The organism is Enterococcus sp. DIV0806c, assembly GCF_051710905.1.
Classification (GTDB): Bacteria; Bacillota; Bacilli; order Lactobacillales; family Enterococcaceae; genus Enterococcus_B; species Enterococcus_B mundtii.
On sequence record NZ_JBIOLO010000001.1, the window covers coordinates 22572 to 37479 of the forward strand.

The 14908-nt window shown below is 36.1% G+C and carries 15 protein-coding genes; 7 read left to right on the forward strand and 8 right to left on the reverse strand.

What is annotated here, in order from left to right:
• The first annotated feature begins 78 nt into the window (after positions 1-78).
• Positions 79-897: a ZIP family metal transporter gene (locus IGK77_RS00095; protein ID WP_019722681.1), complete on the forward strand. Its 819-nt coding sequence runs from the start codon at positions 79-81 to the stop codon at positions 895-897.
• Between the two features lie 79 nt (positions 898-976).
• Here IGK77_RS00095 and IGK77_RS00100 read toward each other — a convergent pair whose 3' ends face one another.
• Positions 977-1174 carry a hypothetical protein gene (locus tag IGK77_RS00100; RefSeq protein WP_065096712.1) on the reverse strand — a complete coding sequence of 66 codons (198 nt, stop codon included), beginning with the start codon at positions 1172-1174 and terminating at the stop codon, positions 977-979.
• A 194-nt stretch (positions 1175-1368) separates the two neighbouring features.
• Here IGK77_RS00100 and IGK77_RS00105 point away from each other — a divergent pair, with 194 nt between their 5' ends.
• Positions 1369-1947, forward strand: a complete 579-nt coding sequence (locus IGK77_RS00105) for a TMEM175 family protein (RefSeq protein ID WP_071867646.1) — start codon at positions 1369-1371, stop codon at positions 1945-1947.
• 637 nt (positions 1948-2584) lie between these two features.
• Here the strand turns inward: IGK77_RS00105 and IGK77_RS00110 are convergent.
• The gene (locus tag IGK77_RS00110; protein WP_019722679.1) at positions 2585-3034 is read right to left on the reverse strand and encodes a hypothetical protein; all 450 of its coding nucleotides are present in this window, start codon (positions 3032-3034) and stop codon (positions 2585-2587) included.
• A 471-nt stretch (positions 3035-3505) separates the two neighbouring features.
• Here IGK77_RS00110 and IGK77_RS00115 point away from each other — a divergent pair, with 471 nt between their 5' ends.
• Positions 3506-4534 (forward strand): FUSC family protein, encoded by a 1029-nt coding sequence (locus IGK77_RS00115; RefSeq protein ID WP_071867644.1) that lies wholly within the window; start codon positions 3506-3508, stop codon positions 4532-4534.
• A gap of 52 nt (positions 4535-4586) precedes the next feature.
• Here the strand turns inward: IGK77_RS00115 and IGK77_RS00120 are convergent, their stop codons facing one another.
• The 4 genes from IGK77_RS00120 to IGK77_RS00135 all read right to left on the reverse strand — a co-directional run bounded on the left by IGK77_RS00120 (position 4587) and on the right by IGK77_RS00135 (position 8667).
• Complete coding sequence (locus IGK77_RS00120) at positions 4587-6026, reverse strand: 6-phospho-beta-glucosidase (RefSeq protein WP_019722677.1); 1440 nt, start codon at positions 6024-6026, stop codon at positions 4587-4589.
• A gap of 33 nt (positions 6027-6059) precedes the next feature.
• Entirely contained in the window at positions 6060-7370 is a 1311-nt protein-coding gene (locus tag IGK77_RS00125) for a PTS sugar transporter subunit IIC (RefSeq protein ID WP_019722676.1), read from the reverse strand.
• Between the two features lie 145 nt (positions 7371-7515).
• On the reverse strand, positions 7516-8262 hold the full coding sequence (locus tag IGK77_RS00130) for a MurR/RpiR family transcriptional regulator (protein ID WP_019722675.1): 747 nt from the start codon (positions 8260-8262) through the stop codon (positions 7516-7518).
• Between the two features lie 87 nt (positions 8263-8349).
• On the reverse strand, positions 8350-8667 hold the full coding sequence (locus IGK77_RS00135; protein WP_074801112.1) for a MazG nucleotide pyrophosphohydrolase domain-containing protein: 318 nt from the start codon (positions 8665-8667) through the stop codon (positions 8350-8352).
• 68 nt (positions 8668-8735) lie between these two features.
• Between IGK77_RS00135 and IGK77_RS00140 the strand changes: the two genes are divergently transcribed.
• Together IGK77_RS00140 and IGK77_RS00145 are read left to right on the forward strand one after the other, a co-directional pair.
• Entirely contained in the window at positions 8736-9299 is a 564-nt protein-coding gene (locus tag IGK77_RS00140) for a TIGR00730 family Rossman fold protein (protein WP_074801110.1), read from the forward strand.
• A gap of 449 nt (positions 9300-9748) precedes the next feature.
• The gene (locus IGK77_RS00145; RefSeq protein ID WP_074801107.1) at positions 9749-10576 is read left to right on the forward strand and encodes a class I SAM-dependent methyltransferase; all 828 of its coding nucleotides are present in this window, start codon (positions 9749-9751) and stop codon (positions 10574-10576) included.
• Between the two features lie 169 nt (positions 10577-10745).
• Here the strand turns inward: IGK77_RS00145 and IGK77_RS00150 are convergent, their stop codons facing one another.
• Together IGK77_RS00150 and IGK77_RS00155 are read right to left on the reverse strand one after the other, a co-directional pair.
• Positions 10746-11210, reverse strand: a complete 465-nt coding sequence (locus IGK77_RS00150) for a helix-turn-helix domain-containing protein (protein WP_071867639.1) — start codon at positions 11208-11210, stop codon at positions 10746-10748.
• Positions 11211-11231: 21 nt separating this feature from the next.
• Positions 11232-12302, reverse strand: a complete 1071-nt coding sequence (locus tag IGK77_RS00155; protein ID WP_229078051.1) for an ATP-binding cassette domain-containing protein — start codon at positions 12300-12302, stop codon at positions 11232-11234.
• Positions 12303-13478: 1176 nt separating this feature from the next.
• Here IGK77_RS00155 and IGK77_RS00160 point away from each other — a divergent pair.
• Positions 13479-14531, forward strand: a complete 1053-nt coding sequence (locus IGK77_RS00160; protein ID WP_438712845.1) for a radical SAM protein — start codon at positions 13479-13481, stop codon at positions 14529-14531.
• A 17-nt stretch (positions 14532-14548) separates the two neighbouring features.
• Complete coding sequence (locus IGK77_RS00165) at positions 14549-14812, forward strand: hypothetical protein (protein WP_071867635.1); 264 nt, start codon at positions 14549-14551, stop codon at positions 14810-14812.
• The last annotated feature ends 96 nt before the right edge of the window (positions 14813-14908 follow it).

Below are 14908 nucleotides of genomic sequence, written 5' to 3' on the forward strand. Positions count from 1 at the left end.
ATCAGATTAATAGTAGAATAGTAGTCACATTTTTGGCAATATGCTAGAGTAAGAATAAAAAGGTGAAAGGGGAATTGTATGGTTGATTGGTTACTGAAGCTAGAACCTTGGCAGCAAGCGTTGACGGGTACGGCATTTACTTATTTTATGACTGCGCTTGGGGCTGGCTTAGTATTTTTCTTTAAAGAAATCAAAAAAGATGTACTCAATTTGATGTTAGGTTTCGCTTCGGGTGTGATGATCGCCGCCAGTTTTTGGTCTTTATTAGATCCGGCAATCACAAAAGCAGAAGAAAATGGTGATATTGCTTGGCTTGTGGTGAGTATTGGTTTTGGGCTAGGGGGATTATTTTTATACATTGCCGACAAAACCTTACCACACATGCATTTTGGTCCAGCACACGAAAAAGAAGGCTTACCAACACATTTAAAACGCACGATTTTGCTTGTCTTTTCCATTACCTTGCATAATATTCCAGAAGGATTAGCAGTAGGTGTTGCATTTGGTGCAGCGGCAACTGCAGATAATCCAACGACTGCGGTGCTAGCAGCGATCTCTGTTGCGCTAGGTATTGGTATTCAAAACTTTCCAGAAGGTGCGGCTGTTTCGATTCCTCTCCGACAAGAAGGATTAAGTCGAACAAAAGCTTTTGTCTATGGGCAAGCTTCAGGAGTGGTTGAACCGATTGCTGGAGTCATCGGGGCAATCTTAGTGACAAAAGTTGCAGTCTTACTACCTTATGCCTTAGCTTTTGCTGCGGGTGCAATGATTTACGTCGTCGTGGAGGAACTGATTCCTGAAGCGCAACAAACACTTTCAAGTAAACGACACTATGCAGTTTTTGGTGTTATGACTGGTTTTATTATCATGATGATCTTAGATGTAGCATTAGGTTAAATGATATATCATTTAAAAGAAGTAAAAAAAGAGGCAGAAATTTTCTGCCTCTTTTTGTTTTTCATTTAGGAAAATAGTATTAGTAGTATTTTCTTTGTTGCGTGGTGCGAGTGATCCAACGGACTAACCAAATTGCAATGGCTGCTGGAATCAACAATTTAATACCTAACCATAATAAACCACTGATCACGCCAACGAATAGATTGAGGACAAAGCTAGCTACGACGAAACCTACCACTAATAGGATGATTGTTTGAAACGTATTTCTTTTTTGCATGATGATCGCCTCTTTTCTCGTTTGATAAACTTCTCAATAGAAGTTACGCTTGCTGTTTTCTATATAGTAAGTATAGCAAGGATTGATTGACTTAACCTCCACCCAGAGCCCGATTTCTACTTGCTACTTTGGTGTGAAAAGGTTGCTTTTTTGCCCTTATTACGAATAAAATGAAGCGAAAGGAGAGGAAAGTCATGCCGAAAAATCGACTAGAAGCCTTTACAGACGCCGTGATCGCTATTATTATGACGATTTTAGTGTTGGAGCTACATGAACCACACTCAGATACCTTGGAAGCGCTAGTTGCACTTGCGCCACGTTTTCTTATTTATATCATTAGTTTCTTTACCCTAGGCATTTATTGGAATAACCACCATCATTTGTTTCAAGCCGTCCACAAAGTGAATGGGCGAGTGCTCTGGGTGAATAGCTTTTTTATTTTTTTCCTGTCGCTGTTTCCTTTCGTTACTTCATGGATCAGCGAATACAGTAACAGTCTTGTCCCTGAAATGACCTATGGTATAGTGATATTAGGAGCGAATCTCACGTATTATTTGTTAGCAAGGACATTAGTTGCCTCAGAAGAAGACGAGAATGCATCTATTAAAGAGTTGTTTGGCAATTATCGTAAATCCTACGTATCTATTGGTTTGAATGTCGTGGGATTGATTTTGGGATATTTGATTGCGCCCATCGCCGTGTTAATAGTCAATGTCTTGATTTTGGTTACTTGGTTGATCCCAAGTCGTAAAATTGAAGCGTACTATCGCTAGATACTTGAATAACATAGTCAATCAAAAGACACAGAATAGTTAGGGAATACTCCTTTCCTGTTCTGTGTTTTTTTGTATGCTCTTGACTCGTTTAACGATTATAAAAAAATTTAACAGAAACATAAGTAAAAAATAAAAAAACAGTCGAATTTTTTAGGCACAATGATAGTTAAAGAGGGATGCATATGAGAAAACGAAAAAAATTTTATCCAGCAATCATTACAAGTTTTATTACCGTACTTATTTATGTAGAGCAATCGAGGTGTAATTTGCTCGTTCTCCTGTTATCAGTTTTACTTACTGTCATCGTCACGCTTAAAGGATAGACGATACAAAGAAGTAAACAAACCTGAGCTCGATCGATCACAAGGTCAAAGATGACGGATTTTGTGGACAAATAGAAAGAGCTAATGAGTTATCCACTGTGGATAACTCATTATTAGATCAAAAATTTGGATAACAAGCGTATTTATTTTTTATTGTTATTTTAAATAACATAGATAAATCGATACTAAAGGATGGACAGATATTCGTTGGATCTCAAAAAAAAACAAACTGAAAGGAAGAGGAATTTCTTCGTTTCAGTTTGCTTTTTTATAGTCTAAATGTAAATTTATATTTACCCCCGTAGGGTATGTCAGCGTGTGTTGTAAGGTTCTCCTTCAATGGATACATTGTTTTTATAGGCAAAGTAACGATCATTTTTTTTCGCAATGCCAAATGTATCAGAAACATGAATGTTTTGTGGAGAGAATTTTATTGCTGGAATCGAGAATGATTGCTCTTTTGGATCAGTCACTCTGATTTCAAACGATAGTTCATTTTCATCTTCTTTTGTTAGTACGATATGGGGTGTATCATTAAAATTGATTTCTGTTACTTCGTAGATGCCTAAAAAATCGACCGAGTCACCAATGCTTTTCAATAATTGATTTTTTGTAGGAACATATTCCATTTTAATTTCGTCTGTTTGGATCATTTCAGCTTTGGAGGTAACATCTCGAACAGGAGAATTCAAAAAATGAATAAAAGAAAATAAACCGACACATGCAAACAAGCTACTGATAATTAAAATAATTTTCTTCATTTTCCTTACTTTTTGTCCTTTCTGTGTTCTCCAACGTATATGTCTGATGTTAAAATCAAAAAAACTTTATGTAACAATAAATTTTAATTTTTTTTTGTTATTAAAAATGATTTCTTTCATAGTATAAATTTAAAATACAAAAAAATAAAGCAGATTTCACAAATTCTTTGACTAGATGAAAAGCTTTTAATTTTAGATAGCTAAAACTATCTATATTATTACAAATAATGGTGGTTATTATTAATTAATTATAATATTTAATTAGTTATTTAATGATTGGTGGGAATTTCTGGCTGTTTAAGCGATGAAAATTGGTGTTATACTAGATAAAGTAAATTCGTTTAAATTTTTCTCTGGAAAACTCTCCTTTTACTTCTAATAGTTGATTTCTTTGATACTTCTTATAAATAGACAAGACATCCTTAAGGCGAAAACGATTTTTATATACATTTCAAAATAAGGAGGTTTTTTATGGTTAAATCTTATTTTACATTTAACAAAATTCAAGAAAATCCATTTCGTATCATGAATCTGATGGTGATGATCTTTCTCGTTTTATGGATCGGTTACATCAATCATAATTTTTTGATTTCAAGTTTCTCTTCTCTAGGTATCTTTACCTTCTTTTACTACCAGAACATTCCGATGAAGCAATTATTAAAGCGCCTATTTTTGATTGGTTGCGGTCTATTACTGGCTTTTACATTAGGGCTATTGTCGACGTATGTCATCTGGCTTGAACCATTTGCTGTTGGAGCAGTTGCTTTTTTCAGTCGATTTATTTTGCGTTTGTTCCATATTTCTAAACCAGGGGGCTTATTCTTTGCGATGTTAGCGGCTATGGGAACGAGTATGTCCGTTCCATTTTCCCATTTGCCGACAGTAGCTTCTTTTTTCTTTATGGGTGTTGTGTTTGCTTTGATTGCTGCATTTCTAACGAAAAAAATGGATTCGCGCCCGGAACAGGAAGTAATAAAGGTATCTTTGAAGGAGCGTTTTCACCAAGAACCTTTAGTGATCATTGATTCGATTTTTTACAGCGCTGCATTATTCCTTTCCGTTTATGTGAGCCATGGCTTGAACATGAAAAATCCTTATTGGCTTACACTGTCTTGTGCCTCGATTTTATTGGCTGAGAATTTAGATGCGATGAAACATCGGCAAGTGCAATATTTGATTGGTTCGATGTTAGGGTTGTGTTTATCGGCTGTCTTATCACTGATTCCTTTTTCCCAACTTGAAACGATTTTTTTAATTACGTTTCTTTATGGTATTTCTCAGTTTTTAGTTGCCCGAAATTATGCAGTGGCGAATATTTTCTTGAACCCCATGGCATTGATGCTTTCGACATTGGTCAGGAACACGTACTTGATCTCATTGATCGAGTATCGTTTTATTGGTATCGTCATCGGTAGTTTCATTGGTCTAGGTGTAGCCTGGGTAATGAATATCGGTCTGCAACATTACTTAGCAGTTGTGAAAGAAAAATATGAAACATAACAAAGAAAGGCGGTCACGACAATGAAGTCGGATCGCCTTTCTTTGTTCGTTACTAAAGCTGTTCCCCATTGGTTTCAATCACTTGTTGGTACCAAGCAAAGGAATCTTTTTTCAAACGTTGTAAGGTTCCTTTACCGGTATTATCCTTATCGACATAGATCATGCCATAGCGTTTTTCCATTTCACCACTGCCAAAGCTGACGATATCGATGATTCCCCAAGGTGTGTAACCAATTAATGGTACACCATCTTCAACTACTGCTTTTTTCATTTGTTCGATGTGTTCTCTTAAATAATTGATCCGGTAGTCATCATGGATCTCATTTGAATCAGTTAACTGATCGTAGGCACCAAAACCATTTTCAACGATAAACAGGGGGAGATCATAACGCTGGTACACCGTATTCAATACATAACGTAACCCAACAGGATCAATCGGCCAGCCCCAGTCAGAAGCAGTAATATAAGGATTTTTAACTAGTTTTGCTGAAGGAATATCTTCTGTTTGTCTGCCCTCAACATCGGGAAGAGTTGTGATCGTTCCCGACATATAATAGCTAAAACCGATATAGTCAACAGTTCCTTGACGTAAAATTTGTCGTTCTTTCTCGCTAATATCGATTGTGAGCCCTTTTTGTTCCCAATACTTTTCTGTGTAGGTAGGGATTTCTCCGCGTACATGGACATCACTGTAGAAGAAACGACGTTCATTTGCTTTGACTGAAGCAATCATATCTTCTGGCGCACAGGAGTAGGGATAGATTGGAACGTAAGCCATCATACAACCAATCTGAAAATTGGGATTGATCTTTTTCCCTTCATTGACAGCCCAAGCACTGGCAATCAGTTCGTTGACCCCTGCTTGGAATACTAAGGCCTCTTTCTCTTGGTCATCTTCAATGATCATGGCTGAATTGGTCCAAACATGAACGGGCTCTTGTCCGTCCGCCTGATTATTGATTTCATTGAAGGTCATCCAGTAAGTTACTTTGTCTTTGTAACGGTCAAATACGCACTGAGCAAATTTAACAAATAAAGGAATGACCGCTTTATTGGCAAAGCCACCAAAATCTTCATAAATGGCATAAGGAATCTCAAAATGAGACAACGTAACTACCGGTTCGATCCCGTTTTTTAAGCATTCATCAAAAAGATCATCGTAAAATTTTAATCCTTGTTCATTCGGTGTTTCTTCTTGACCAGTAGGAAAGATCCGACTCCATGAAATGGAAGTGCGTAGACATTTTAAGCCTAGTTCTTTAAATAATTGGATGTCTTCTTTGTAACGATGGTAAAAATCAATGGCCTCGTGGTTTGGGTAATATTCACCTTCGACGACTCCTTTAGTGATCTTCCGCGGAATCCCATTTCCGCCAGCAGTCATAACATCAGCGATACTCGGACCTCGTCCATCAATATTCCAAGCACCTTCTGCTTGATGAGCAGCAATTGCGCCTCCCCATAAAAAATCTTTGGGTAACTCTCTATTCATACAAATTCCTCCTAAGTTTCAGTGATTCTCAAGTTATATCTCTGTGCGTTGTGCGCGGTTGGAAGCCATGACAAAAGGTAGGTAAATCAAAACGGAAATCGCTAAACAAAGTACGCCTATTACAATTCCCATGATATTCCCACCAGTTCCTAAAAACAAATTGATGATCCCTGGTGTGGTCCAAGGTAAACCAATCGCTGGTGATGGCATGATTGGCCAGACGACTGTGACGAAGTAACCGACCAGAATATTGACCATCGGTGTTAAAACAAAAGGAATGATCATAATTGGATTTAAGACGATCGGTAGTCCAAAAATCATCGGTTCATTGATTTGGAAAATACCTGGTACAAAAGATAGTTTGGCAATTTCGCGATATTCAGGGCGTCGTGAAGCAATAAAAATCGCAATGATCAAGCCTAAGGTCATACCCGTTCCACCCATGTTTGCAAACATATCATTCAAGATGCCCCAGGTTTCTTTGTAAGGGACATCCCACAGCGAACCACCATCATTGATGAATTGGAGATTGGCTAAGTCCTGCTCGGTAAAAATCGCTGAACGAACAGCATTCAATGTGTTTGGCCCATGAATACCAATAGAAAATAGCAGTGTCTGAATAAAAGCTAAGAGTAGGACACCAAACACATTTCCACCTAAGTCACGTAAAGGTGCTTGGATACCGGCATAAATCAACTCGTTGATTCCTTCAGGCGCGATCATCAAGACGAAGAAGTTGATCAAAGCTGACATAGAAACAACGATAATGATTGGGATCATCCCAGAAAAAGAGCGAGAAACAGCTGGTGGAACGAGTTCAGGCATCTTGATTTGCAATTTCTTGACTTTGAATAATTTCGGTAGGAATTCTCCAACCAAGCAAGCGACAATCATCGCAACGAATAACCCTTGAGCACCCAAATATTGCGTCGAGATGACATTCATTTCATCGACTGCAAAAGAAGTAGGGTAAAAGATCATAAAGCAAGCGACACTAGTTAGCCCAACTAAGGTTGCATCAGCTTCGAAATGTTTTGCCAAAAGCTGAGCGACTAAAAAAGCAATAAACAAACTCATGATATTGATTGTGCCATTTGCTACAGAAGCAAGGACTTGTTGCGCACTTTCTAAATTTGGAAAGATACGTGAAAGTTGAAATAATTGCACGATAAAACTGTCTTTTGAAAATAAAATATTATTGACTAGGATGACTAATGAAGAAGAAATCGTTAATGGAAAAATAAGCATGAATGCATCTCGAACGGCTGCAATATGTCGTTGGTTGTTTAACCGTGTTGCAATAGGAACAAGACTTCGATCTAATAAATCATTGAATTTTTGCATAAGAATAACACCTTTCGCTATATGATGGATTCATTATAGCGAAAGGTGTGAAAGAAAAGTAAGCGCATTCTTATTTAGGATAAAAATTTGGAACAATGAAAATTATTTCGTGGTAGGAACATAGTGTTCCAAATTGAGTGGTGAATCATTCATCCTCTAAATAACCGATCAGTGTTTCAAGGATCGCCATGGAAGGTAGCTGACTAGTCAAATCAAGAAAGATGTCTTTCCGTTCTTCTTTAATGGCATAGTCAATCGAGTAATCACACAATTGAGCCAATGAACTTTCTTTATGTGCGGTAATACAATACTTATGCACGCTATCAGCATGAGCTAAACCTGAAATTACTTCGATTAGTTCTTTTGTTTCACCTGAAACACTCAAAAAGACTAACGCATTTTTTTGATCTGGACGCAAAAAACTACGAATCGGATAAGTCAGTTCATCTAAGCTAATACAAAAGTAACCGATATTCGCTAATTTTCGTGCCACATATTGTGCTAATGCTCCCGAAGCCCCCATGCCCATAAATAGGATAAAATCAGCTTGACGCAATGTTTTTGCCATTTTTTTGATTTGGTATTCAATATCGGGATGAAAAATAGTCATGTTCAACTGATTGATTCGTTCTTCTAACATTAATTGCTTGTCATCTGTTTCATAATGGGCTTTTTCCAAATGGTTTTTAATATAAAAACGAAATTCCGGAAATGAATCAAAGCCGACTTTTTGGATAAAACGAAAGACAGAAGTTGAAGAAACATGCGCATCCGTCGCTATATCTCGTACCCGCATATAAGGTATTTTCTCAAGGTTATTAACGATAAAGCGGTAAATCTCTTGTTCAACGGCAGACAATTTATTTAAGTTAAGACTTTCAAAGATAGCCATGTGTTTACCTCAAGATTCTTTTTCTTTAGAGTATAGCACGATGGAAAGGGTTTTTCTAAAAAAATTGGAAATGGCATCGTGAGAAGACTACATATTGAACCGGTTCTCTAGTTTTTGTTTGTGGTGATGAATGATTTCTTCGAATGTTAAGTCATATTTATCAGCAAGAATCAGAACATTATCTAAGACATCACCCAATTCCTCCATCAGATTTTCCTTGTAAAAATCAATTGTTTGTATAGATTCATCCGGACGATCCCGACCGATTTCGAGACTTCGAACCGCTCTTGAAACTTCGCCAACTTCTTCAGTTAAAAAGCCGATACGGATAAATGGATCGTAGTCGTACCAATTTCTTTTTTTATAAAAATCAACTACCCAATCATTGTATTCTTTCATGTTCATGTTGAGGTTAACCACCTTTCAATTATATAATAGCATAAGCTGAAAAAAATTTGGAAGGGGTTGCGGAAATGAACATTGCAGTCTATTGCGGAGCAAGTAAAGGGAATTCTCCAGAATTTGAACGAGTAACGAGAAGCTTAGGTGAGTGGATCGGGAAGAATGAATATCAGTTGGTTTATGGTGGTGGAAATGCTAGTTTAATGGGGATTATTGCTGATTCAGTACTAGGATCTGGAGGGAAAGTGACAGGTATCATGCCTGACTTTTTGGCAAAACGAGAACTAGCAAAAAAAGATGTCACCTCTTTGATGATCGTGTCGTCGATGCACGAACGGAAACAAAAAATGATTGAATTATCAGATGTCTATATTGCACTGCCCGGCGGTCCTGGAACCATCGAAGAAATTACTGAAGTGATTTCTTGGGGAAGAATCGGCCAGCATGTCAATCCATGTGTGTTAATGAATCACCAAGGATTCTTTGATCCATTAAAGCAGCAGTATCAAGCCATGGTCGATCAAGGCTTTTTAACAAGAGAAGACTTCGATAAAATTTTGTTTGCGGATGCACTGACAGAGATCCAGCCTTTTGTTGAACAGTATATCCCACCTAAAATCAGGGAGTATAAATAAAAGCAATTACATGAAGGCTCCCCTTTCAAAACGACTAAAATAGTTGACTGCGCCATCCACGAATATTTCTCCCGTTTAGAAAAAATTACTTTGGTGTACCATTATTTTATAGATATGCTTCTTTTACGATCGTTTTATATTTACCAGAGAAAAATTGACAATTACAGGTATTCTCTATAGAATGAAACTATAAATTTAACAGAAAAAGGTGATGAATCCGGCATATCAGATGTTATATAATCAGTAACATGGGTATGATTGGAAGCGAGTAAATAAAATCAATTCAATAGGTTAAAAAATTAGCTGAGACACAGCTTTATTTAGCGTACCTATGTATTTGATTTTATTTTACTCGCATCTTCGCCTTATGTAGGGAAGCCGTAGAGTAAAATCTACGGCTTTTTTCTTTTGTTCAAATTTATAAAAAGAAAATGAGGAGATGGAAAACAATGATTGAAACACTTTTAAACCAACCAACACTTTATCAACAAACGAAAGGCGCATTTTGGGATGATCGTCACATCTCAAAACAAATTTTACAAGCACATCTTGACCCTGAATTTGAAGGTGCAAGTCGAAAAGCTGGGTTTATTGATGAATCTGTTCGTTGGATCAATACAGTAATCCCGCCGAAAACCTATCCAATGGTATTAGATATTGGCTGTGGTCCGGGAATCTATGCAGAAAAATTTAGTCGATTGGGGTATGAAGTAACGGGGCTTGATTTTTCTAAGCGTTCGATAGCATATGCCAAAAAATCTGCGGAAGACCAACAGTTACCGATTACGTACCATTATGCAGATTATCTGACAATGGATCTAGATAAACAATACGATATCATCACGATGATCTATTGTGACTTTGGGGCGTTATCAGCGAGTGATAGAAAACGATTATTGGAAAAAATTTATCAGCATCTAAAACCAACAGGAAAAGTTCTATTGGATGTTTTTTCGATGGCAAGTCATCAATCATTTGAAGAAAAGCGAGTTTGGGATACTTGTCCAGATGGAGGATTTTGGACAGATGAACCCCATGTGGCCTTGCAATATAATACAAAATACAACGAACGTGTAACTTTAGAACAAACGACGATCCTTACTGCGAACGAAACCAAAACTTATTATTTATGGATGACGTATTTTACAAAAGCAACTCTGCAAAAAGAAATGGAAGCGGCTGGTTTTGTTGTTAGTGGGTTTTACGGGGATGTAAAAGGAAGTCCTTATGATGGGAACTCGCCAACAATAGCTGTCTGGTTAACAAAAAAAGAGTAATAATTGCTTCTTGAATTTGAAGTAAAGGTGTTCAACCTTAAAAGATAAGAAGAGAGCTACAAGAACCTGTTGCTAGGTTTTGTGGCTCTTTTCTTGTTTTTTGATTTTACATATTGTGTGATTACGTCTGTCTACTTAATTTTTAAGAAGATAGGATCAGATACACAATTTAATCGTCTGTATAAGTTACTTCATAGATGTCCGTTTGTTGTTGCAACAAATGATTGATCCATTTGCCAAAATTGATGACATAGTCAAAACTTCCACTTAAAAGTAATTCTGCATGTTTTTCCTTATATATTTGGTAATAAAATAATCGGTCTTGATCATTAGCATAAACATCTTGATGGTAGTCAAGAATGTTATCTTTAAATGTTTGTATAGAGCTAACATGTTCAAAATACAGATTGAATCTTAGTGTATAAGGTAATTTGTTGATAGCAGAATCATTCTTGTCCATAAAAAAAACAAGTTGATGGCCCGCAATAAAGTCTAAAATATTATCCGTTGAAAAATACCATTTTCCTCCTATTTTCAAACCTGTCAGTTTTCCAGACTTAATGTAGTTGCGGATAGAACGTGTGGTAACATCTAACATATCAGCGACCTCATTGACAGAGTAATAATTTTCCATTGAAAATACCTTCCTTAAACGTTAATCTATCGTCTCTACATGAGAGGACAGTTGAATGATTTTATTCGCAAAAGCTTTATTCTCTTTATCATGGGAGGTGAATAAAATAATTTTATTTTGGTGCATCTTAATAAGTGTATTAAATATGGCATCCGCAGAGTCTTTGTCGATACTACTAGTACTTTCATCTAGAATCCATATCTTGCTGTCTTGGAGCATCATGCGAGCAATAAACACACGTTGCTTTTCTCCTCCTGAGAGATTGGCGCCATTGTCAACGATCAAAGAATCCCAGTTTTTGTTTTTAAAAATCGGTGCAAGAAGTGATGATTGTTTCAACGCTTCTTTTTTCTCGTCAGAAATCGTCTGACCGAGAGTGATATTGTATTCAAGAGTATTTGAAAAGAGTAGAGTCGCTTGAGAGAGATAAGTCATCTGTTCCCTGACTAACCTTGTGTCTAATTGTTCAATAGGAAGATCATTGATATATAGACCATTGCTTTCATAAAACCCCAATATTGATTTTATCAAGGTTGATTTTCCAGAACCAGAAGGACCTTCGATGTAACAAATATCTCCTAAATTCAATGTTTCAGTCAATGATAGATGGATTCTTTTTGCATTTGATGTCATCGTGATTTGCGGATCTTCAAATTTAATGCTAGTGATTTGGCCAATTGGTGTGCCAGATAAATCTTCTTGATGAAGTTCTAAGTTTTCTTGAACAAATTGTTGGTTTGCCACGACCGTTCGATAATCGACATTGATTTTGGATAAATCAGAAAGGGAAGTGAAGAAAATAGGCATTAGTATACTGACTACCATCATATTATTCAACTGGAGCTGTTGATTATACACCAAGTAGCTGATCGTTATAAAAATAATATTTTGAGAAAGTTGGTTGATGAATGAGACAGTATAACTAGTGATCTGGGCAAATTTATTTGTTGATGCCAAACTTGAATACATATTTTTGATGGTTGAGAAAGTTAACTGCTTCACGAAATCAAAATTCGGCAACATTTTAAATTGTTCTGGGTTTCCTAGTAGTAGAATCAAGTCTTTCTGAGCTTGAGCATTTTCGTCTTGCATTGTCTTGATTCTTAAATTAAGTGTTTTATTGATAAAAATATAAGAAAAAAGATTGATTGGGATCAGGATGAGTGTGATTAAAAAAATTACTGAATTAAGTGAAAAAAATATACTTAAGACGATGAGAATAGAGATGGTCGATTTTAGTACTAAAAAGAAGCTAGTTGTCATAAATGTGTAGGTTGTATCCACGATTCGAAAAATTCGAGAAACTAAATTCCCGGATTCTAAATTGATATATTTCTCAAATTTTAATGTATATATTTTAGATAATAGAGTGGAAAAGGAAGTTAAATTGAACTTTTCTGCAAAGTTTTCCCGATAAATGATCAGACAGACTTGGAAAATATATGAAAGTGTCATAGCACCAATTATTAGGAAAATAATAGAAAATATAGAGGAAGCTTGGTAGCTTTGGATACTGTTCAGTATAAATGGTGCAATCAAGGTGGTTAGTACAGTTACTAAGACTAACAACGTTGATATAAAGATATAAATATAGCTTTTCTTTGTAAGGAAGTTCATTTTTTTCCGCCCCTTAAGTAAATGTTTGACAAAATTTTATAAAACATATTATACTTTAGTTAGGAAAAAAAGTGAACTATATTTTCATTTTTTTTCTTAAAGCAGAAGGTAAGTGGTAGATTAGAAATTTAATCTGAAAAAGAAGATAGTTTCTGTTACTCCTTATTCTTGTGTTTATTGTATGTCACTAGTTCATAACATAAAGGAGGGGTGCAAATGTTTAAAAAACCTGAATTGAAAAAAATTGTGGGAGCATATACAGCTCCATGTGCTTGTGGTGTTATTTCTGGTCAAGGATCATAAGTGAAAAAGAGAACATGACAGTGATGTCTCTTCCCGACAAGCAAGCTGAGGTCTGCGAAATTTTTTGTGGATTTCAGCTTTTTGAAAGGGCTTTTATCAACACTTCCTACTTATTTTTGGTGCAGAAAGTGGGCGCTCCCTTCGGTTTACCCTGCGAAAACGAACTTGTGGTTTAAAAAATGAGGTGATTTTATCCGAATCAAAGAGAATCTTCATGCCTATCGATTCAATGAACAATTTATCGTACATAATGTCCTGCGTAGTACATGGATATTAGTTGATCAAGAAGAATTAAACAAAATAAAAAAGCAAGATTACAACCATCTACCAATGGCGACCCAGAAAAAAATGGATCTGTTTCAAATCCTTTTAGAGGACTCGATTGAAGTAGAAAAAGCGGAGCATGGAATACCAGAGACAGCTTATTTAGTTATGACCCATCAATGTAATTTGAAGTGTGTTTACTGCTATGCAGAAGCCAGTCCTGAAAAGGAATATGAGGATAGTTTAAACTTTGTCGAATGGATTGACGTTCTCAATCAATTGAAGGATTGTGGTGTAAAGAAAATTATCTTTACTGGCGGTGAGGTTGGGTTAAGTAAGGATGCGCTAAAATATATCGATTATGCCAAAAAAATTGGTTTAACTATTGGTTTGATCACGAATGGGACTTTAGTACGGAATGCAAAAGATGCAGCATTTCTAGCTGAAAGATGTGATTCGATCACCATCAGCTTAGATTCGATCGACCAAGTCGCAAATGATAAAAATAGAGGAAAAGGTTGTTATCGCATAGCAATGAGAGGGATTCAAAATCTATTAGACTTGAATTATCCAAATATTGCAGTCAATACGATTATTACCAATAATAATTTCAATAATATTGATGAAACGGTTGAATTTTTAAAGAAGAATAACATCAATTATAAATTAGGCGGATTCAGTGAACTAGGACGTGCAAAAATGGCAGAGATTTCTTTAACTGAGAGTGAGAGAACGGAAATCGAGTTAAAACAAAAGAACAAAAATCGGTCGCCATTTTTAAAACCCTTCGCCATCAAAGAATCCTGTGGACTTGGTGTTGGAGAATTTGCAATCAATCCTGTTGGTGATATATTTGCCTGTAAACTGTTAGAAACTGCTGACTACAAACTGGGAAATATTAGAGAAAAGCAACTTAGCAAGGTTTTTGGCGAAGAGAATATTGCTTTTATTCGCTCTCAAAGCATCAATCATTTAACAAAATGTAACGATTGTTCATTCCGCTACTTATGCGGTGGAGGATGTCGTGCACATCATTATTATGCCACCAATGATACCCAAGGTGTAGACGAAGCCGAGTGTAATTTGATCAAGGAAATCCTAAAGCATCAAATGGTTCGTAGCTGTACAAATGAATAACGAAAAGAGTGGAAGACATGAAACTCAATGAGAACATTACTTATGAAAAAATGGGGAATGACTTATACATCATGGTTGAGAGTGAACGTTTTGTTTTAGACAATGACGTAGCAATTGATATATTTGATTTGTTAAAGGCTGAATCGACGAAAGAAAACATAAAAGCCTTTGTGCGAAACAAGTATCGTTTAGATAAAGAATTTACAGATGAAGAAAAAGATGCTTATGTAGAGGAATTTTTGACCGTACTTAAAATTAATGGAATTATGACTGGATCTTGACGATCGTTGAATCTAGCAAAATAAGCAGCAGCCTATCAAATTTGACGGGCTGCTGCTTTTTTTCGAGAGTAAACAGTTTTGTTCTGCTCTCGTTTT

Coding starts and splice junctions, on each gene's coding strand:
- IGK77_RS00095 (WP_019722681.1), top strand. CDS start 79: ATGGTTGATTGGTTACTGAAGCTAGAACCTTGGCAGCAAGCGTTGACG.
- IGK77_RS00100 (WP_065096712.1), bottom strand. CDS start 1,174: ATGCAAAAAAGAAATACGTTTCAAACAATCATCCTATTAGTGGTAGGT.
- IGK77_RS00105 (WP_071867646.1), top strand. CDS start 1,369: ATGCCGAAAAATCGACTAGAAGCCTTTACAGACGCCGTGATCGCTATT.
- IGK77_RS00110 (WP_019722679.1), bottom strand. CDS start 3,034: ATGAAGAAAATTATTTTAATTATCAGTAGCTTGTTTGCATGTGTCGGT.
- IGK77_RS00115 (WP_071867644.1), top strand. CDS start 3,506: ATGGTTAAATCTTATTTTACATTTAACAAAATTCAAGAAAATCCATTT.
- IGK77_RS00120 (WP_019722677.1), bottom strand. CDS start 6,026: ATGAATAGAGAGTTACCCAAAGATTTTTTATGGGGAGGCGCAATTGCT.
- IGK77_RS00125 (WP_019722676.1), bottom strand. CDS start 7,370: ATGCAAAAATTCAATGATTTATTAGATCGAAGTCTTGTTCCTATTGCA.
- IGK77_RS00130 (WP_019722675.1), bottom strand. CDS start 8,262: ATGGCTATCTTTGAAAGTCTTAACTTAAATAAATTGTCTGCCGTTGAA.
- IGK77_RS00135 (WP_074801112.1), bottom strand. CDS start 8,667: ATGAACATGAAAGAATACAATGATTGGGTAGTTGATTTTTATAAAAAA.
- IGK77_RS00140 (WP_074801110.1), top strand. CDS start 8,736: ATGAACATTGCAGTCTATTGCGGAGCAAGTAAAGGGAATTCTCCAGAA.
- IGK77_RS00145 (WP_074801107.1), top strand. CDS start 9,749: ATGATTGAAACACTTTTAAACCAACCAACACTTTATCAACAAACGAAA.
- IGK77_RS00150 (WP_071867639.1), bottom strand. CDS start 11,210: ATGGAAAATTATTACTCTGTCAATGAGGTCGCTGATATGTTAGATGTT.
- IGK77_RS00155 (WP_229078051.1), bottom strand. CDS start 12,302: ATGCAAGACGAAAATGCTCAAGCTCAGAAAGACTTGATTCTACTACTA.
- IGK77_RS00160 (WP_438712845.1), top strand. CDS start 13,479: ATGGATCTGTTTCAAATCCTTTTAGAGGACTCGATTGAAGTAGAAAAA.
- IGK77_RS00165 (WP_071867635.1), top strand. CDS start 14,549: ATGAAACTCAATGAGAACATTACTTATGAAAAAATGGGGAATGACTTA.